This is a genomic window from Paraburkholderia solitsugae (assembly GCF_013177695.1).
Classification (GTDB): domain Bacteria; phylum Pseudomonadota; class Gammaproteobacteria; order Burkholderiales; family Burkholderiaceae; genus Paraburkholderia; species Paraburkholderia solitsugae.
In genome coordinates, this window is record NZ_WOEY01000021.1 from 14,851 (window position 1) to 32,265 (window position 17,415).

At 62.4% G+C, this 17,415-nt stretch carries 17 protein-coding genes; 7 read left to right on the top strand and 10 right to left on the bottom strand.

Features of this window, described 5'->3' with window-relative positions; all coding sequences use genetic code 11:
* Positions 1 to 119 precede the first annotated feature (119 nt).
* Entirely contained in the window at positions 120 to 599 is a 480-nt protein-coding gene (locus GNZ12_RS05475; protein ID WP_172309401.1) for a hypothetical protein, read from the top strand.
* A gap of 112 nt (positions 600 to 711) precedes the next feature.
* On the opposite strand, the gene GNZ12_RS05480 is transcribed toward GNZ12_RS05475, so the two are convergent.
* Complete coding sequence (locus tag GNZ12_RS05480; protein ID WP_172309402.1) at positions 712 to 966, bottom strand: hypothetical protein; 255 nt, start codon at positions 964 to 966, stop codon at positions 712 to 714.
* A gap of 35 nt (positions 967 to 1,001) precedes the next feature.
* Positions 1,002 to 1,244: a nitroreductase family protein gene (locus GNZ12_RS05485; RefSeq protein WP_172309403.1), complete on the bottom strand. Its 243-nt coding sequence runs from the start codon at positions 1,242 to 1,244 to the stop codon at positions 1,002 to 1,004.
* A gap of 511 nt (positions 1,245 to 1,755) precedes the next feature.
* Between GNZ12_RS05485 and dalD the strand changes: the two genes are divergently transcribed.
* The 3 genes from dalD (at position 1,756) to GNZ12_RS05500 (ending at position 5,859) form a co-directional block, all read left to right on the top strand.
* A complete protein-coding gene (gene dalD / locus GNZ12_RS05490) occupies positions 1,756 to 3,168 on the top strand; it encodes a D-arabinitol 4-dehydrogenase (RefSeq protein ID WP_172309404.1) in 1,413 nt (470 codons plus the stop codon).
* A 183-nt stretch (positions 3,169 to 3,351) separates the two neighbouring features.
* A complete protein-coding gene (gene xylB / locus GNZ12_RS05495) occupies positions 3,352 to 4,833 on the top strand; it encodes a xylulokinase (RefSeq protein ID WP_172309405.1) in 1,482 nt (493 codons plus the stop codon).
* Between the two features lie 78 nt (positions 4,834 to 4,911).
* The gene (locus tag GNZ12_RS05500) at positions 4,912 to 5,859 is read left to right on the top strand and encodes a sugar-binding transcriptional regulator (protein WP_172309406.1); all 948 of its coding nucleotides are present in this window, start codon (positions 4,912 to 4,914) and stop codon (positions 5,857 to 5,859) included.
* 157 nt (positions 5,860 to 6,016) lie between these two features.
* Here the strand turns inward: GNZ12_RS05500 and GNZ12_RS05505 are convergent, their stop codons facing one another.
* The 6 genes from GNZ12_RS05505 to GNZ12_RS05530 all read right to left on the bottom strand — a co-directional run bounded on the left by GNZ12_RS05505 (position 6,017) and on the right by GNZ12_RS05530 (position 12,127).
* Positions 6,017 to 7,126 carry an ABC transporter ATP-binding protein gene (locus tag GNZ12_RS05505; RefSeq protein ID WP_172309407.1) on the bottom strand — a complete coding sequence of 370 codons (1,110 nt, stop codon included), beginning with the start codon at positions 7,124 to 7,126 and terminating at the stop codon, positions 6,017 to 6,019.
* Between the two features lie 70 nt (positions 7,127 to 7,196).
* A complete protein-coding gene (locus GNZ12_RS05510) occupies positions 7,197 to 7,910 on the bottom strand; it encodes an HAD family hydrolase (RefSeq protein ID WP_172309408.1) in 714 nt (237 codons plus the stop codon).
* A complete protein-coding gene (locus GNZ12_RS05515; protein ID WP_120303066.1) occupies positions 7,907 to 8,740 on the bottom strand; it encodes a carbohydrate ABC transporter permease in 834 nt (277 codons plus the stop codon). The genes GNZ12_RS05510 and GNZ12_RS05515 overlap by 4 nt, the downstream gene beginning before the upstream one ends.
* A 38-nt stretch (positions 8,741 to 8,778) precedes the next feature.
* Entirely contained in the window at positions 8,779 to 9,714 is a 936-nt protein-coding gene (locus tag GNZ12_RS05520) for a carbohydrate ABC transporter permease (protein WP_172309409.1), read from the bottom strand.
* A 210-nt stretch (positions 9,715 to 9,924) separates the two neighbouring features.
* Positions 9,925 to 11,247, bottom strand: a complete 1,323-nt coding sequence (locus GNZ12_RS05525) for an ABC transporter substrate-binding protein (RefSeq protein ID WP_172309410.1) — start codon at positions 11,245 to 11,247, stop codon at positions 9,925 to 9,927.
* A 97-nt stretch (positions 11,248 to 11,344) separates the two neighbouring features.
* Positions 11,345 to 12,127 carry an L-iditol 2-dehydrogenase gene (locus GNZ12_RS05530; RefSeq protein ID WP_172309411.1) on the bottom strand — a complete coding sequence of 261 codons (783 nt, stop codon included), beginning with the start codon at positions 12,125 to 12,127 and terminating at the stop codon, positions 11,345 to 11,347.
* 410 nt (positions 12,128 to 12,537) lie between these two features.
* Here GNZ12_RS05530 and GNZ12_RS05535 point away from each other — a divergent pair, with 410 nt between their 5' ends.
* Genes GNZ12_RS05535 through GNZ12_RS05545 form a run of 3 tightly spaced genes read left to right on the top strand, consistent with a single transcriptional unit; the run spans position 12,538 to position 15,249 of the window.
* Positions 12,538 to 13,512, top strand: coding sequence for a metal ABC transporter solute-binding protein (locus tag GNZ12_RS05535; protein WP_172309412.1), 975 nt, complete (start codon positions 12,538 to 12,540; stop codon positions 13,510 to 13,512).
* A complete protein-coding gene (locus tag GNZ12_RS05540; protein WP_172309413.1) occupies positions 13,509 to 14,474 on the top strand; it encodes an ABC transporter ATP-binding protein in 966 nt (321 codons plus the stop codon). The genes GNZ12_RS05535 and GNZ12_RS05540 overlap by 4 nt, the downstream gene beginning before the upstream one ends.
* Positions 14,467 to 15,249, top strand: a complete 783-nt coding sequence (locus tag GNZ12_RS05545; protein WP_120303060.1) for a metal ABC transporter permease — start codon at positions 14,467 to 14,469, stop codon at positions 15,247 to 15,249. Before GNZ12_RS05540 ends, GNZ12_RS05545 begins: the two co-directional genes overlap by 8 nt.
* Before the next feature lie 166 nt (positions 15,250 to 15,415).
* On the opposite strand, the gene fghA is transcribed toward GNZ12_RS05545, so the two are convergent.
* On the bottom strand, positions 15,416 to 16,267 hold the full coding sequence (fghA, locus tag GNZ12_RS05550; protein ID WP_172309414.1) for an S-formylglutathione hydrolase: 852 nt from the start codon (positions 16,265 to 16,267) through the stop codon (positions 15,416 to 15,418).
* 35 nt (positions 16,268 to 16,302) lie between these two features.
* A complete protein-coding gene (locus GNZ12_RS05555; protein ID WP_172309415.1) occupies positions 16,303 to 17,409 on the bottom strand; it encodes an S-(hydroxymethyl)glutathione dehydrogenase/class III alcohol dehydrogenase in 1,107 nt (368 codons plus the stop codon).
* Between the last annotated feature and the right edge of the window lie 6 nt (positions 17,410 to 17,415).

A 17,415-nucleotide genomic window follows, 5' to 3' on the forward strand; every position in this document is an offset into this window, starting at 1 on the left:
GAGGGGGCCGAAAGGCCCGCCGGTTTGAACTACCGCCGGTCTCTCAAACTCGCTACGTGCCCGCTCACCCTACTTGTTAGCGGTGTCGGGCGTTTCAGGAACACATCGGAAATCGCACCATGACCAAATCCACCAAAAAGACTCAAACGGAATCACGGCCACCCGTTGATGCGCTCCAGTACGAAAAACTCGCACTGTCGGCTTTTGGCGCATGCGACCGACAAATCCGGCAGCTTGAAACACTGATTAATCTCGCGGCGAGCATCACCCGATGCCCGGCTACGACGGTTGAGGAAAGACGCCGTGAGCGTAACTTGCTGGAACACCTGCTCTATACCGTCGAGCAATACCAGCAAGAAATTGAATGCGACCGCGACCTGTACCAGGTGATCGCGCTCGATGCGAAGGGAGTTCCTCACAGCCGCATCACCGCCAAACTTGCGGCACAACTTCTTGCAGATGCTGCGCAGGCGGGACGAGAAGCAGGGGAAGCTGCAGCCGAAGCTGCGCCGGACACAGCTGTGACGCGTAAGCAGGAGCGCGTAAAGACTGCCGCGCGTGCGCGAGCTGATGCGCAGCAGGCAGCAGTCAAGCACTAGAGTGAAGCAGCGGCCACCACGCCGCTGCAAAGAAAGAGGCGCGGTTGCGAACTAGCCTCCAAGTCGGACATTTGTCCATGCTCCTAGATTCCGGTTCGTTGCTCTCGCCTTTTTATCGTTTGCCCTTCTTCTTCGACGGAGGGCTCATATCTAGCCCTTCCGGAGCTAGTTCGGGGTGCGTCTGCCACAGCGGCCTCAGGAGAAGACCAAACAGATGTCCCGCCACACTCGCGGCTCCAGCACGGAATGCTTGAAGCTCCCTCTCTGAGCCGTGCTCCTCAACAAGTTTCAAGGCGTCAACAATCGAGAGGTGCGCCAACAGCAATTTCTCGTTGATCTCTGCCGCAAGATTCTTTTCCTCAATCATGACGTTGCTCCCTAGCGTCCGTTGACGTCCTAGCGTCAGCAACCCTTGATGCCATCAAGCGTCTCTCCTTCGGGTATTAAGTGTGGATGTTGTCTGCAAATCGGGACGATTCCCTTTTCGTAGAGGGCGTAGATCACGTCGCCCATGCCGCGCCTGAAGGGGAAAAGCACTTCGGGCGGGCACTTGTCCTGAACTACTCGGATAGCGTCAATCACGGACCTGTCTGCGACGTACAGCAATGCAGCTACTTGCGCGGCCACGTCCTTATCTTCGATCATCTTTTCGACTCCTTCAGTTCGCAAAGTGCTTCGGCTTCCGTCATTTCGCCCCTTAAATCATTCGTTCTATCAAGGAAGGCGAAACAACTTTCAATCAATTTGAACCGCTTTGAAATCCGACAATTCCGAAAAATCTGATTGAAGTTCAATCCAATGCCGGACCCGTACAGTGCGACCGCATCTCGCCGTCGACGGGAACCCCCACTAAAAACGAAACCGCAAACCGATACTTTTCAGCATTCGGCTTAGTCCTCTCCCGGCGAAAGCCAAATTTGATGCAATGCAACATAAACCGCGAGACGCGTCCCGATGCGTCCCATAGCGCACCAGCCGCCTCGCGAATCGCGCCGAAAGTCCCGCCACGCCGCGCCGCGCCACGAAAAGCCGCTGACGTCACCTTGACATTCGTTTCGCCGGGTACGATCATTCGCTCACAGACAGAGCAAATGCTCCACCTCAAGAAAAAACGCACGCGCCGAGCCGTGCGATCAAAGACATTCAGGAGACGCACATGAACAGCGGGCAAGGCAGCGGCGCGGCCGCACACGTGATCCTGCACATCGGCGCGGGATCGTTTCATCGCGCGCATCAGGCGTGGTATCTCCATCGGTTGAACGAGGCGAACGTGCCGGGCGAACCGCATTGGTCGCTGACCGTGGGCAATATCCGCAGCGACATGAACGCGGTACTCGAAGCGCTCGCCGCACAAAACGGCGTCTATACGCTCGAGACCGTCACGCCGCAAGGCGAGCGCGCGTACGAGACGATTCGGTCGATCGAACGCGTGGTGCCGTGGACCGAAAGTCTCGACGCGCTCATCGAAGCGGGCGCCGATCCGGCCTGCAAGATCATTGCGTTTACCGTCACCGAAGGCGGTTACTACCTCGACGAACAGGACGAGCTCGACACGGCCAATGCCGATCTCGCGGCTGACCTGAAGGGCGGCCACACCACGATTTACGGCGCGCTCGCGGCGATTCTCGACGCACGCATGAAGCGTGGCGCCGGCCCGGTCACGCTGCAAACCTGCGATAACCTGCGCAGCAACGGCGAGCGTTTTCATGCGGGCATGAGCGCGTTTCTCGAACGGCGCGGCGCAGAAGAACTGGCGCAATGGTTCGACGACAACACCACGTGCCCGAGTTCAATGGTCGACCGCATCACGCCGCGCCCGACACCCGACGTGCGCGAGCGCGTCAAAGCCGCTACCGGCGTCGACGATGCCTGCCCGGTGATGGGTGAATCCTTTATCCAGTGGGTGATCGAAGACCGCTTCGTCGCAGGACGCCCGGCGTGGGAAAAGGTCGGCGCGGAACTGGTCGACTCGGTGCTGCCGTACGAGGAAGCGAAGATCCGCATTCTCAACGCGACGCATAGCTGCATTGCGTGGGCGGGTACGCTGGTCGGACTGAACTACATTCACGAAGGCACACTTGATCCGGACATCAACAAATTCGCCTTCGACTACGTGACCGAAGACGTGATCCCGTGCCTTACACCGAGCCCGCTCGATCTCGAACGCTATCGCGACGTGGTGCTCGAACGCTTCGGCAATCCTTATATCCAGGACACTAACCAGCGCGTCGCGGCCGATGGCTTTTCGAAGCTACCAGGCTTTATCGCGCCGACGCTCGCCGAATGCTTCGAACGTGGCGTCACACCGGCGGCGACGGCGATGTTGCCGGCGCTGTTCTTCCGCTTCCTCGACCGCTGGAACGCCGGCACATTGCCGTATGCGTATCAGGATGGCGTGATGGACGAGCGCGCCGCCCGCGGCTTCTTTAGCGCGCCCGATCCGTTGCAGGCGTTCGCTGCTGACCGCCTGCTCTGGGGCAGCATGGCGCAGACGCCGGAATTGGAATCGGCGTTGGCGGGCGCGTTGGCGCGTGTCGACGTGTGGCTGGCCAAACGCGGCGCGGCTTGACCCGCACACCGGGGGCCAGCGTAGTCGCAATGTGGCGCATGTCCAGCGGCAGCAACTAGCATCGTCACTCAGCGCCGCGCACCGTGCGCCATCGAACCAAGCGGTGCCAGGCTTAATGCGCATGGCACCGCTTGCCCTATGCGGCTAAAGTAGCGCATCCCTATCGACGAAGGTTTCGCGCCCATGTATCTCGGCATCGACCTCGGCACGTCCGAAGTGAAAGTCCTGTTGCTCGCCTCCGATGGACGCGTAATCGGCACCGCAGGCTCACCCTTTACCGTTTCGCGTCCCCATCAGCGCTGGGCCGAACAGAATCCCGAAGACTGGTGGACCGGCACGCGCACGGCGCTGGCCACGTTGCGCGCCAAACATCCCGACGAGTTCGCACAGATTCGCGGCATCGGCCTCTCAGGGCAGATGCACGGCGCCGTGCTACTGGATGCAGAGAACCGCGTTTTGCGGCCCGCGATCCTGTGGAACGACATGCGCAGCGACAAGGAATGCGCGGAGTTGACGGAGCGCGCGCCGGAGTTGCACACCGTGGCCGGCAATCTCGCGATGCCCGGCTTCACCGCGCCGAAGCTGCTGTGGGTTGCGCGCCACGAACCGGAAATCTTCGCGCAAACCGCCTGCGTGCTACTGCCGAAGGATTACCTGCGTCTGCAACTGACCGGCGGCAAAGTGTCCGACCCATCAGATGCCGCCGGCACCCTGTGGCTCGACGTCGCGAAACGCGACTGGTCCGATTCGCTGCTCGCCGCCTGCAACATGACGCGCGCGCAGATGCCGGGCCTATGCGAAGGCAGCGCGCCGTCCGGAACGCTGCTGCCGGAAGTGGCGCGCGAGTTCGGTTTGAGCGACGGCGTGATCGTCGCGGCCGGCGGCGGCGACAACGCCACGAGTGCGATCGGTATCGGCGCAACGCAACCGGGCGACGGCTTCGTCTCACTCGGCACCTCGGGCGTGTTGTGCGTGGTCGGCGACAGTTTCCGGCCAAACCCCGCTTCCGCGGTACACGCGTTCTGTCACGCGATTCCGGATCGCTGGCATCAGATGAGCGTGGTGCTGTCGGCGGCAAGTTGTTTGCGCTGGGTCTGCAAGCTCACCTCCACTGATGAGCCGACCCTGCTCGCCGAAATCGAGGCGCTGCCAGCGGAGGCGTTGAACACCGCCCCGCTCTTTCTGCCCTATCTGTCGGGTGAACGTACGCCGCATAACGACCCGTACGCGCAAGGCGTGTTCTTCGGCATGACTCACGCGACCGATCGCGCGTTGCTCGGCTATGCGGTGCTCGAAGGCGTGACGCTTGCGCTCACCGACGGCCTCGACGCATTGCGCGCGGCCGGCACCGAAGCGAAGGCGCTGTCCCTGCTCGGCGGCGGCGCGCGCAGCGATTACTGGGCGCAACTGCTCGCCGATGCGCTCGACACCGCCACCCGTAAGCACGGTGGCGGCGAGACCGGTGCGGCGCTCGGCGCAGCCCGCCTCGGCTGGCTGGCCGCAGGCGGCGACCCGGCCAAGGTGCTGACCAAACCGCCGATCGAAAAGGAGTTCACACCGAACCCGCGGCGGCACGCCGAGCTGCGCAACCGGCTCGAAGCGTATCGCGCGCTCTACCGCCACGTGCGGCCGCTGTTCGACCCCGCGCGGCAACCGCTCGCCTAACCGGCAAACCACAGCCGGTTCCCGTTGAGCGGCGGGGACCGGCTGCTATCATCGGCGCACTTCAAGCGAACCGTCACCGTGCCCAAGTCCACAGAAAAATTAGATCTTGCAACCCGCGCCGCGTGGCTTTACTACGTCGCCGGCAATACGCAAAACGAAATCGCCGAGAAACTGCAGGTGTCACGTCCGGTCGCGCAGCGGCTGGTCGCCTTCGCTGTCGAGAAGAATCTGATTCGCGTGCGCGTCGATCACAAACTGGCCGATTGTCTTGCGCTCGCCGATCAACTCTCGAAGCGCTACGGCCTGAGCATGTGCGAAGTCGTCCCGATCGACAGCGACACGTCGGAGGAAGTCGACCGCAAGCTGGCCGTGGCCGGCGCGCAGGTCATGGAACGCTATCTCGGCGAAGAAAAGCCGATGGTGGTCGCCGTGAGCAGCGGCCGTACGCTGAAGGCCGCGGTCGATCAGATCGCGCAACTGGAGCGTCCGCAGCACCGGTTGGTATCGATGGTCGGGGCGATCGCCTCGGACGGCTCCTCGAACCGCTACGACGTCGCGCTGCACATTTCGGAGAAGACCGGCGGCAAGCATTTTCTGCTGCCCGCGCCGTTGCTCGCCGACAGCGAGGCCGAACGCGCGCAGTGGTGCAATCACCGCCTGTACCGGATCGTTGAATCGCTGTCGGCTCAGGCGGATGTCGCGTTTGTCGGCATCGGCAATATTGGGCCGAAATGCCCGCTGCACGAAGACGGCTTTATCACGACCGCGGAAGTGAAGGAGTTGATGCAGAACGGTGCGGTGGCCGAAATGCTTGGCCTGCCGATCGATTCAGCCGGCGCGCACGTCGAATCGCCGACCGGCCGGCGCGTCACCAGCATCGCGCTCGACTCTCCGCCGCGGCGGCCCACGATCGGGTTTGCCGGCGGCGAGCGCAAGCGCGAGGCGCTGATTGCCGTGCTCAAAGGCGGCTGGCTGTCGGGACTGGTGACCGACGAGTTGTGTGCACGAGCGGCACTCGAAGCCTGAGCGCGGCGCGCAAAGACAGCTTGCCCGCCAGGACATGTCGGGCCGCGTTACCCACACGGACGCCGCTCAAAACCCGGCTGCAACACTAGCCACGGCTAGCTTATCCCAAGCCTAATTGAAGGAAAGCGGCGCGCCCGCCGCTTTCCCATTCACTTTCTCACGCAGCCAGCACTTCGACGATCTTCCGCTGGAAGGCTTTCCCTTCGCTGTCGAACAAGTGGCAGTGCTCAGGCGTGGCGCCGACCCTTTGCGTGTCGCCCTTGCTGTGGCGTTCGAGCGGCGGAATCCGCGCGATCAAACCATCCGGCGCGACACTCGATTCCGCGTACAGATACGCCGCATCGCCGAGCGATTCGACCGCCATGGTTGTTGCCGACACGCCGTCCTCGGCCATGCCGAAGTGCAGATGCTCCGGGCGAATACCGACGGTGACCTTGTCGCCCTGCTTCACCGTGCCCGGCTCCACCGCGACACGTTGCGTCTCGCCGGTTTCGTAGCGCACCGTGACACCGTCGTGCGTCACCGACTGCACGACCCCTTCCATGAAATTCATCTTCGGCGAGCCGATAAAGCCGGCGACGAAGCGATTGGCCGGTGCGTGATACAGCATGGTCGGGCTGCCGACCTGCTCCACATTGCCCGCCGACAGCACGACAATCTTGTCGGCCAGCGTCATGGCTTCGACCTGATCGTGCGTCACGTAGATCATCGTGGTTTTCAATTCGTCGTGCAGACGCGCGAATTCGAGGCGCATCTTCACGCGCAGCGCGGCGTCGAGATTCGACAACGGTTCGTCGAACAGGAACACTTTCGGCTTGCGCGTAATCGCGCGGCCGATTGCCACCCGCTGGCGCTGACCGCCCGAAAGCTGCTTCGGCTTGCGATCGAGCAGATGGTCGATGTGCAGAATCTTCGCCGCATTGCGCACGGCGGCGTCGATTTCGGGCTTCTTGGTGCCGGCGAGCTTCAGACCGAACGCCATGTTGTCGTACAGCGTCATGTGCGGATACAGCGCGTACGACTGGAACACCATCGCGATGCCGCGCTTGGCGGGCGGCACGTCGTTCACGCGCGCGTTGTCGATGGTCAGATCGCCGCTGGTGATGTCCTCGAGGCCGGCGATCATCCGCATCAGCGTCGATTTACCGCAACCGCTCGGCCCCACAAACACAACGAATTCGCCGTCAAGGATGTCGAGGTTGATGTCGCGCATCACTTCGTTGTCGTCGTAGGCTTTTCTGATGTTGCGCAGAGTTACGCTTGCCATGATGTGTCTCCGTGTATAGCTCTTACTGCGTTGATTCGTTTATCCAGGTGCTGTGCCAACGCGGTCGCGCTTATGGCGTCGCCGCCGTCGCGCTCAGCGTCCATTGCGCCACCAGTTCGGGCAGCTGCATCATGTCGTCGAATACGGAACGCGCACCCGCTGCATGCAACGCGTCGATCTGCGCATCGCTCGCATGACCGCCGCCGATAAAGCCCAGCACCGTCATGCCGGCCGCGGTCGCCGCCGTCACGCCCGTCACGCTGTCTTCCACCACGAGGCAGGCGGACGGCGCGAGGCCGAGACCTTGCGCTGCAGCAAGATAGACGTCGGGCGCGGGCTTCGGATTCGGCACCGCATCGGCGCAAAAGACCCGATCGCCGAAGAACCTCACGAGGCCCGTGCGCGCCAGTACGGTCTCCACATACGGCCGGAAACTGTTGCTCGCGCAGGCTTTGGTGAGCGGCACCTGCGCGAGCGCGGCCTCGATGCCATCGACTGCGGGGGCCTGCATCGCCACCGCCTCCACCGCTCGACGGATCGCCTCGATATCCTCGGCGCTGAGGCGCTTGCCAAGTTGCGCCGCCGTGCCTTGCAACACTTTTTCGATGCGCAAACCGAGCAGCGGCAGCACCACCGGTTCGACATTGGCATCGGGCCAGCGCGCTTCGAGTTCGTGCACCAGCATGCGCGCCGCCACGGCTTCGCTGTCGATCAGCACGCCGTCGCAATCGCAGATCAGCGCGAAATTGCCTACGCTCGCACCTGCACTCGTGCCTGCCGTCATTTGACCGCCCCGAACGTAAGGCCGCGCACCAGTTGCTTCTGCGACAGCCAGCCGACGATCAGGATCGGTGCGACCGCGAGCAGCGAAGCAGCGGAGAGCTTGGCCCAGAACAACCCTTCAGGACTCGAATACGACGCGATAAATACAGTCAGCGGCGCGGCGTTCGAACTCGACAGGTTGATGCTCCAGAACGCTTCGTTCCACGACAGGATCACGAGCAGCAGCGAGGTGGAGGCGAGCCCCGGCAACGACATCGGCATCAGCAGGTAGACGATTTCCTGCCACGTCGCCGCGCCGTCGATCCGTCCTGCTTCGAGAATGTCGCGCGGAATTTCTGCGAAGTACGTGAACGACATCCACACGGCAATCGGCAAATTGATCAGCGTGTAGACGATCACCAGACCCGACACCGTATCGAGCAAGCCGCTGTTTTTCCACAACAGATAGATCGGCACGAGCACGCCGACCGACGGCATCATCTTGGTCGACAGCATCCACAGCAGGACTTTCTGCGTGCGGCGCGTCGGAAAGAAGGCCATCGCGTAGGCGGCGGGCACGGCGAGAATCAGGCACAGAACCGTGACGCCGACCGAAATCAGCACCGAATTCAACGCGAACGAAAAGTAATTGCTGCGCGCGAATACCTCGCGAAAACTATCGAGCGTCGGGATGAAAAACAGCGACGACGAATACGCCTGCTGCTCCGTCTTGAACGCGGTGATCGTCATCCAGAAGATCGGGAAGAACAGCAGCAGCGCGACCAGCCATGCGATCACGCCGGGAATACCGCGGCGAATCGCGTCGAACGGCGACTTGGCCGGCACGCTCATGGACGTCGTGGTGGACGCCGGTGTAGAGGCAACGTGGCTCATTTTTCGTACTCCCCTTTCAGGTTCTTCGCGAGCATCCGCACAAGGAAGAACGACACGATGTTAGCCAGCACAACAGCCAGAATGCCGCCTGCCGAAGCGAGACCGACGTCGAACTGTTGCAGGCCCAGCGAATAGATCAGGTACGACAGATTGGTGGTCGCGGTGCCCGGACCGCCGCCCGTGGTCGTATAGATTTCGGCGAAAATCGACAGCAGGAAAATCGTCTCCATCATCACCACCACCGCGATCGCCCGTTTCAGGTGGGGCAGCGTGATGTAGAAGAACATCGAAAACGGACCCGCACCGTCGATGCGCGCCGCTTCCTTCTGCTCCTGATCGAGCGACTGGATCGCGGTGAACAGAATCAGGAACGCGAACGGCAGCCACTGCCACGCGACGATCATGATCACCGCCGTCAATGGATAGTCGGCGAACCAGTCGATCGGCTGCATGCCGATCGCGCGCATGCCCTGAGCGATCAGGCCATACACCGGGTGCAGGATCATGTTCTTCCAGATCAGCGCGCTGACCGTCGGCATTACGAAGAACGGCGCAATGGCCAACAGCCGCGCGATGCCCTGACCGTAGAACTTACGGTCGAACAGGATCGCCATCAGCACGCCGCCGACCACGGTGATCACCAGCACCGAGATGATCAGTTCGAGCGTGTGCCCGATCGACGGTCCGAACGACGGATCGGTGGCGAGATACTTATAGTTGTCGAATCCGGCGAAACCTTTGAGATCCGGATTCAGCAGGTTGTAGTGCGAGAACGAAAACCAGATCGTCATCGCCAGCGGAATGGCCATCCACAGTACGAGTACCGCGACCGAGGGCGACACCAGCCAGCGGGCGGAATTAGCTTTGCGGACTTCGCGTTCTTTTTCTGTCTGGGGATGGGCATGCATGAGAGGTAGGCGCAGAGGACGCATGATTGACCACCTGTTCGGTAATGCGCGGGCTGTCCGGTAAAGACGCCACCTTGGCAGCATCACTCGCCGCGACGCCAGGCGATGTTGCGACGCGTGAGTGCCAATAAGTGGCGAGGACGGCCCGCTGTGCTGCGTGAGCCGGCTGACGGGCGTCAGCCGGCGCGTTTCACGTTACGTTGCAGTGCTTGCGTTGCGGCTTAACACTGCGGCTTACTTCTGATAACCGGCCTGTTGCACGGCACGGTTCGCCGTTGCCTGCCCGGCTGCCAGCGCCTGATCGATCGTCATCTGACCGGCAACCGCGCCGGAGATGCTCTGACCGACCACCGTGCCGAACGACTGGAACTCAGGGATGCCGACGAACTGCACACCGGTGTACGGCACTGGCTTGAGCGTCGGGTGATCCGGATCCGCCGTTTCGATCGCCTTCAGCACGAAGTCGCCGAACGGTGCCGCCTGTTTGTATTCAGGGCGCGCGTAGGTCGAATGACGCGTTCCCGGCGGCACCGAGGCCCAGCCTTCATCCTTCGCGACCATTTCGATGTACTGCTTCGACGTGGCCCACGCGATGAACTTCTTCGCCGCGTCAGGCTGCTTCGACGACTTCGGAATGGCCAGCGCCCAAGCCCACAGCCAGTGCGAGCCCTTCGGTGTAACGGCGATCGGCGCCGCCGCAAAACCCACCTTGTCGGCGATCTGCGACTGCTGTTTGTTGTAAAGCATGCCGGCGGCCACCGTGGCGTCGATCCACATCCCACACTTGCCCGAGGACATCAGCGTGAGGTTTTCGTTGAAGCCGTTCGAACTCGCTCCCGGAGGGCCGTCTTTCTTCAATAGATCGACGTAGAACGTGATGGCCTTCTTCCATTCCGGCGAGGTCAGTTGCGCTTGCCACTTTTCGTCGAACCAGCGGCCACCGAAGGTGTTCACCACCGTCGTCGCGTACGCCATGTTTTCGCCCCAGCCAGCCTTGCCGCGCAGGCAAATGCCGTACATGCCATTGGCTTTGTCCGTGAGCTTGTCGGCGAATTGCGCGATCTGGTCGTAGGTCGGTTGATCGGGCATCTTCAGGCCCTTGGCCGCGAACAGATCCTTGCGGTAATACGTCATCGAACTTTCGACGTAGAACGGCAGCGCGTACAACTGGCCGCCGCTCGAGAGGCCGTCGCGGGCCGTCTTCACGACGTCGTTCAGATCGTAATCAGCGGGCAGACCGGTGAGCGGCGTGAGCCAGCCGCGCTTGCCCCACTGCGGCGTTTCGTACGCGCCGATCGTCATCACGTCGAACTGGCCGCTGCCGGTCGTGATGTCGGTGGTGGCGCGCTGACGCAGCACGTTTTCTTCGAGAATCACCCAGTTGAGCTTGATGTCCGGATTCGCCTGCTCGAAAGCGGGCGAGAGCTTCTTCAGCTCGATCATGTCCGGGTTGTTCAACGTGGCGATGGTCACCGTCGCCGCCTGAGCATTCAACGCAAAGCATGCAAGCGCGCCGGCACTGACCGCCTTCAGCGCGGTTTTGGTAGCTGGTTTCATGTGTTGTCTCCTTTCTCGTACGTTATGTAGTGCTGCGTTTGTTCTACGAAAATGACAAAGGGTGAAGCGGGAACGGCTCATCCATACTGTGATCCGCTCAGCTCATCCAGTTCCCGCCGTCGACGTTCAGGGTTTGCGCGGTGATGTAGTCGGCATCCGCCGACGCGAGAAACAGGGCGGCGCCGGTCAGATCGTCCGGCACACCCATACGGCCGAGCGGCACCGCTTCACCGACCAGGCGCTTCTTCTCGCCGAGCGGCCGGTTTTCATAGCGGGCGAAGAGCGCGTCGACTTCTTTCCACATCGGCGTATCGACGACGCCCGGCGCGATGCCGTTCACATTGATCTTGTGCGGCGCGAGAGCGAGGGCCGCGGATTGCGTATAGCTGAGCACGGCGGCTTTGGTTGCGCAGTAGTGCGACACCAGCGCCTCGCCGCGCCGCCCGGCTTGCGACGACATATTGATGATCTTGCCGCCGTGGCCCTGTTCGACCATTTTCCGGGCAACGGTTTGCATCAGGAAGAACATGCCCTTCACGTTGACCGCGAAGAGGCGGTCGAACACGTCCCAGGATTCATCGAGGATCGGGCGCATATCGAAGAGCGCCGCGTTGTTGAACAGGATATCGACCTGGCCGAAACGCTCCAGAGTCCTCGCGAGGATGCGTTCTATATCCTCGCGGCGCGTCACATCGGCACTGACAGTCAGCACGCGGTCGCCGTAAGCGGCGCGCAACGCATCGCCGAAACTGTCCGCGGACTTCACATCGACCAGCACGCAATGCGCGCCTTCGTCCAGATAGCGCCGGGCCACGGCTTCACCGATTCCGCTTGCCGCGCCCGTCAGAATGGCCACCTTGTCTTGCAATCGTGCCGCCACTGCCTGTCTCCGGTTCGTTTCGCTTCTTGAGGCGCGGTGAGCGAACGCTCGTTGCGCGAACAATTGCTCTGTTAGTGATCGAATGATCGGATACGGACCGGGTCATGTCAAGGCGCTCGACCAGATTTCGATGGTGCAGCGCGGCAGGACCGCCGCGCACCCTCTTACTGTCTCGATCGACACTAATACGAGAAATCGAAGGCAGCCCAGCCGCACTCTGCATAAGTCGCTGACAAGAATTAGAGATACGTTATATCATTCCGAACTCGCTCGGCTTTGGGCCAGCTGCCTGCGCGCAGTACCGCCAATGCGCAGGGTTGAACGGCGGCATGCATGCGCCCGATGACCGCCAAAGCGCGCCGCTCTTAAGTTTTGTAGTTCATTCAACGCTCACGCAGCAAGGAACAACGATGAAGACATTCGGTTCGATGTTGAACGGCGCGCGCCATGCGCTAAAGCGCTCGAAGACCGTGGCCATGGGCGCGGCGGTCGCTGCTGCTGTCACGCTCAGCCACAGCGCGTTTGCCGCGGATGCGAAAATCCCGGTGGTGGCAGCGGAAAACTTTTACGGTGACGTCGTGCAGCAACTGGGCGGCGACCGGGTCGACGTGACGAGCATCCTGAGCAATCCGGATCAGGATCCGCACCTGTTCGAAGCCAGCCCGAAGACGGCGCGCGCCTTGCAGCATGCGAGCCTTGTGGTCTACAACGGCGCCGACTACGATCCGTGGATGGCGAAACTGCTGGCCGCCTCGAAGAGCACGAAGCGCACCACGATCGTCGCCGCGGATCTCGTCGGCAAGGAAGGCGGCGATAATCCCCACCTCTGGTACGACCCGCAAACCATGCCGAAGGTGGCGCGCGCGGTGAGCGAGGCGCTCGTCGCGGCTGACCCGGCGCACAAGTCGGCGTACGATGCGAACCTCGCGAAGTTTCTCGATTCGCTGAAACCCATCGACGCCAAAGTTGCCGATCTGCATGGCCGCTACGCCGGCGTGCCGGTGACGGCGACCGAGCCGGTGTTCGGTTATATGTCGGACGCGATCGGCCTCTCGATGCGCAATCTGCACTTCCAGTTGGCAACGATGAACGACACTGAAGCAAGCGCGGGCGACATCGCCGCGTTCGAACGCGATCTGCGCGAAAAGCGCGTGCGCGTTCTGATCTATAACAGCCAGGCAACCGAGGCCCTGACCAAACGCATGTTGAAGCTCGCGCAGCAATCGAAGGTGCCGACCATGAGCGTCACCGAAACCGAACCGGCCGGCAAGACCTATCAGACCTGGATGCTGACGCAGCTTGACGCGCTCTCCACGGCGCTGGCCGCGGGCGATGCAAGCGCAGCGAATGCGGCGGCCACTCCGCCCAAAGGAAAAACTCAATGAACGAGACTGGCCGCAGCACGCCAGCTAATGCATCAACCAGTGCATCAGGACGCACCACCGCGCCCGTGCTTGAACTCGAGCACGTGACGCTCGAACTCGGCGGCCGCACGATTTTGCGCGACACCGGCTTCGTGGTGAACCAGGGCGAATTCATCGGCGTGCTCGGGCCGAACGGCGCGGGCAAAACCACGCTCATGCGCGCCGTGCTCGGCCTCGTGCCGGCGGCGAGCGGCGCAATCCGCGTGCTGGGCCAGCCGGTGGAGCGCGGCAATGCGTCGATCGGCTATATGCCGCAGACGCGCAGTGCGCTGGCCGGGCGCCGCGTGCGCGGCCGCGATTTCATCGCGATGGCCGCCGATGGACACCGCTGGGGCCTGCCCCATGCGGACAGCAAGACCCGCGCCGATGTCGAGCGGGTGCTGGATCTGGTAGGCGGCCGCCAGCTGGCCGAGCGGCCGTTATCGGAACTGTCGGGTGGCGAGCGTCAGCGTCTGCTGCTCGCGCAGTGCCTGCTCGGCAACCCCAAGCTGCTGCTGCTCGACGAACCGCTGATCAGTCTCGATCCGCATCATCAGAAAAGCGTAGTCGAACTGGTGCGGCGCGTGCAGCAGGAACTCGGCATTGCCGTGCTGTTCTCGGCGCACGAACTGAATCCGCTTCTGCACGCGCTCGATCGCGTGCTGTATCTCGGCAGCGGCGTCGCCGCGCTCGGCACGGTCGATGAAGTCATTACGAAGCCGGTGCTGTCGCGTCTCTACGGCTCGCCGATCGACGTGATGCGCGTGAACGGCCGCATCTTCGTGATGTCGGGCGACGTCGAAGTCGAGAAACACGATCACGAGCACGAACTCGACGAGAACGGTGGCCATAGCCACTCACACTCGCATTCGCACGACCACGGTGGCGCGCACGGCCACTCTCACAAGCACGACTCACGCGACGGACACACGCACGATGTTTGAATACGATTTCATGGTGAACGCGTTCGCGGCGTCGGGAATCGTCGCGGTGCTGGCAGGCGTGGTGGGCTATTTTCTGGTGATGCGCGGGCAGACCTTCGCAGGCCACGCGCTCTCGCACGTCGGCTTCACCGGCGCGACGGGGGCTGTCCTGATCGGCATCTCGCCGATCTGGGGGATGATCGGATTCACGCTGGCGGCGGGCGTCGGCATGGGCGCGCTCGGGGAGAAGCTGGCCGGCCGCGATGTCGCGATCGGCGTGATCCTGTCGCTGTCGCTCGGCTTCGGCCTGTTGTTCCTGCACTTCTTCACCGCCTACGCGACGCAGGTCACCGCGCTGCTGTTCGGCAACGTGCTCGGCGTGAATGCCTCGACACTCGGTGTGCTGGCCGCGTTGGGCGTCGTCAGCTTGCTGGCGCTCGCGGCGATCATGCGGCCCTTGCTATTTGCGTCGTTGCAGCCCGAATTGGCCGAAGCCAAGGGCGTGTCGTTGCGTCGGGTGTCGGTGCTGTTTCTGGCGATTGCCGCACTGGCTGTGGCAGCGTGTACGCAGATCGTCGGCGTGCTGCTGGTGTTCACGCTGATGGTCGGGCCGGCTGCCGCCGCGCAAAACGTGACGACGCGACTCTCGACCGGTCTCGTGCTCGCCGCTGTGTTCGCGCTGGTACAGGCGTGGCTCGGGTTGACGCTCGCGTTCTACACCGACTGGCCGACGAGCTTCTGGATCACCGTGCTGTCGGCTGTCGTGTATGGCGGGAGTTTGTTGGGGCGGCGTTAAGCTGCGCTTAGCACGCGTTGAAGTGGCGCAGGTGCGTTGAGTGGCTGACTGAGCGTGCCGGTTGCGTAGTCCAAGCCACATTCGTTGCGGTGGCGCATTTCGCATTGGCGAAGATCTGGCGATAGCGGCGGCACACTGCGTGCCGCCGCTATCGCCCCGGCGAATGTTAACCGAGCAGCACCTTCGCGTGATGCGCGAGATGATCCTCGATAAACGTCGAGATGAAGTAATACCCGTGGTCATAGCCTGCGTGACGACGCAACGTCAGCGGCTGCCCCGCGGCCTTGCAGGCCGCTTCGAACACATCCGGGTTCAGCTGCTCGGCGAGGAACTGATCCGCCAGCCCCTGATCGATCAGAATCCCTTGCGCAAACTTGCGCGATGCGTGGGCGACCAGCTCGCTCGAGTCATACTGCCTCCACGTTTCGCGGTCTTCGCCCAGATACCCGCTGAACGCCTTCACGCCCCACGGACACTGTGAAGGCGCGGCAATCGGCGCGAACGCCGACACCGACCGATAGATCTCCGGATTGCGCAGCGCCAGCATCAACGCGCCATGTCCCCCCATCGAATGCCCGAAGATGCCCAGACGCGCACCGTCCACCGGCAGATTCGCGAGCACCGTTTCGCGCAGTTCATCGCGCACATACGAGTACATCCGATAGTGCTTCGCCCACGGCTGCTGCGTCGCGTTGACGTAAAAGCCCGCGCCCACGCCGAAGTCCCACGCCGCGCTTTCGCCCGGCACGCCCGCCCCGCGCGGACTGGTGTCCGGCGCGACCAGCGCGATGCCATGCTGTGCCGCGAAGCGCTGCGCGCCGGCCTTGACCGGAAAGGTTTCTTCCGTACAGGTCAGACCCGCGAGATAGAACAGCGCGGGCACATTCGCATTGGTCTGCAAGGCCTGCGGCGGCAGATACACCGAGAAGCGCATTGGCAGACCGATGGTCTGCGAGTCGTGCCGGTAGATCCGCTGCTCGCCGCCATGACAGGCATGCGACGACAAGAGTTCAAGCATCGCGATGCTCCTTTCTGTGCTGGCTCAGTGCCGCATTAGTACAGCACGACGGAGCGGATCGACTCGCCCTTCTTCATCAGATCGAAGCCTTCGTTGATGCGCTCGAGCGGCAGACGGTGCGTGATCAGATCGTCGATGTTGATCTTGCCTTCCATGTACCAGTCGACGATCTTCGGCACGTCCGTGCGGCCGCGTGCGCCGCCGAATGCCGAGCCCTTCCACTCGCGGCCCGTCACCAGTTGGAACGGACGCGTGCTGATCTCCTCGCCCGCTGCCGCCACGCCGATGATGAACGACTGACCCCAGCCCTTGTGCGTGCACTCCAGCGCCTGACGCATCACCTTCGTGTTGCCGATGCACTCGAACGAGTAGTCCGCGCCGCCGTCGGTGAGTTGCACGATATGGTCGACCACGTTCTCGACTTCGTTCGGGTTGATGAAGTGGGTCATGCCGAATTTCTTCGCCAGTTCAATACGGCCTGGATTGATATCGACGCCGATGATCTTGTCCGCACCCACCATCTTTGCGCCCTGGATCACGTTCAGACCGATGCCGCCGAGACCGAACACGACCACATTCGCACCCGCTTCGACCTTCGCCGAATACACGACAGCGCCGACGCCCGTCGTCACGCCGCAACCGATGTAGCAGATCTTGTCGAACGGCGCGTCTTCACGCACCTTCGCGACGGCGATTTCCGGCACGACGATGTAGTTCGAAAACGTGGACGTGCCCATGTAATGAAACAGCGGCTTGCCGTCCAGAGAGAAACGCGACGTCGCGTCGGGCATCAAGCCCTTGCCTTGCGTCGAACGGATCGCCTGGCACAGATTGGTCTTGCGCGACAGACAGAATTTGCACTGGCGGCACTCCGGCGTGTACAGCGGGATCACGTGGTCGCCCTTCTTCAACGTGCCCACGCCCGGGCCGACATCGACGATCACGCCCGCGCCTTCGTGGCCGAGAATCGCCGGGAAGATGCCTTCCGGATCGGCGCCCGAGAGCGTGTAGTAGTCGGTGTGGCAGATGCCCGTTGCCTTCACTTCGATCAGGACTTCACCGGCGCGCGGGCCTTCCAGATCGACTTCTTCGATCATCAACGGGGCCCCGGCTTTCCATGCGATGGCTGCTTTGGTTTTCATCGTGAA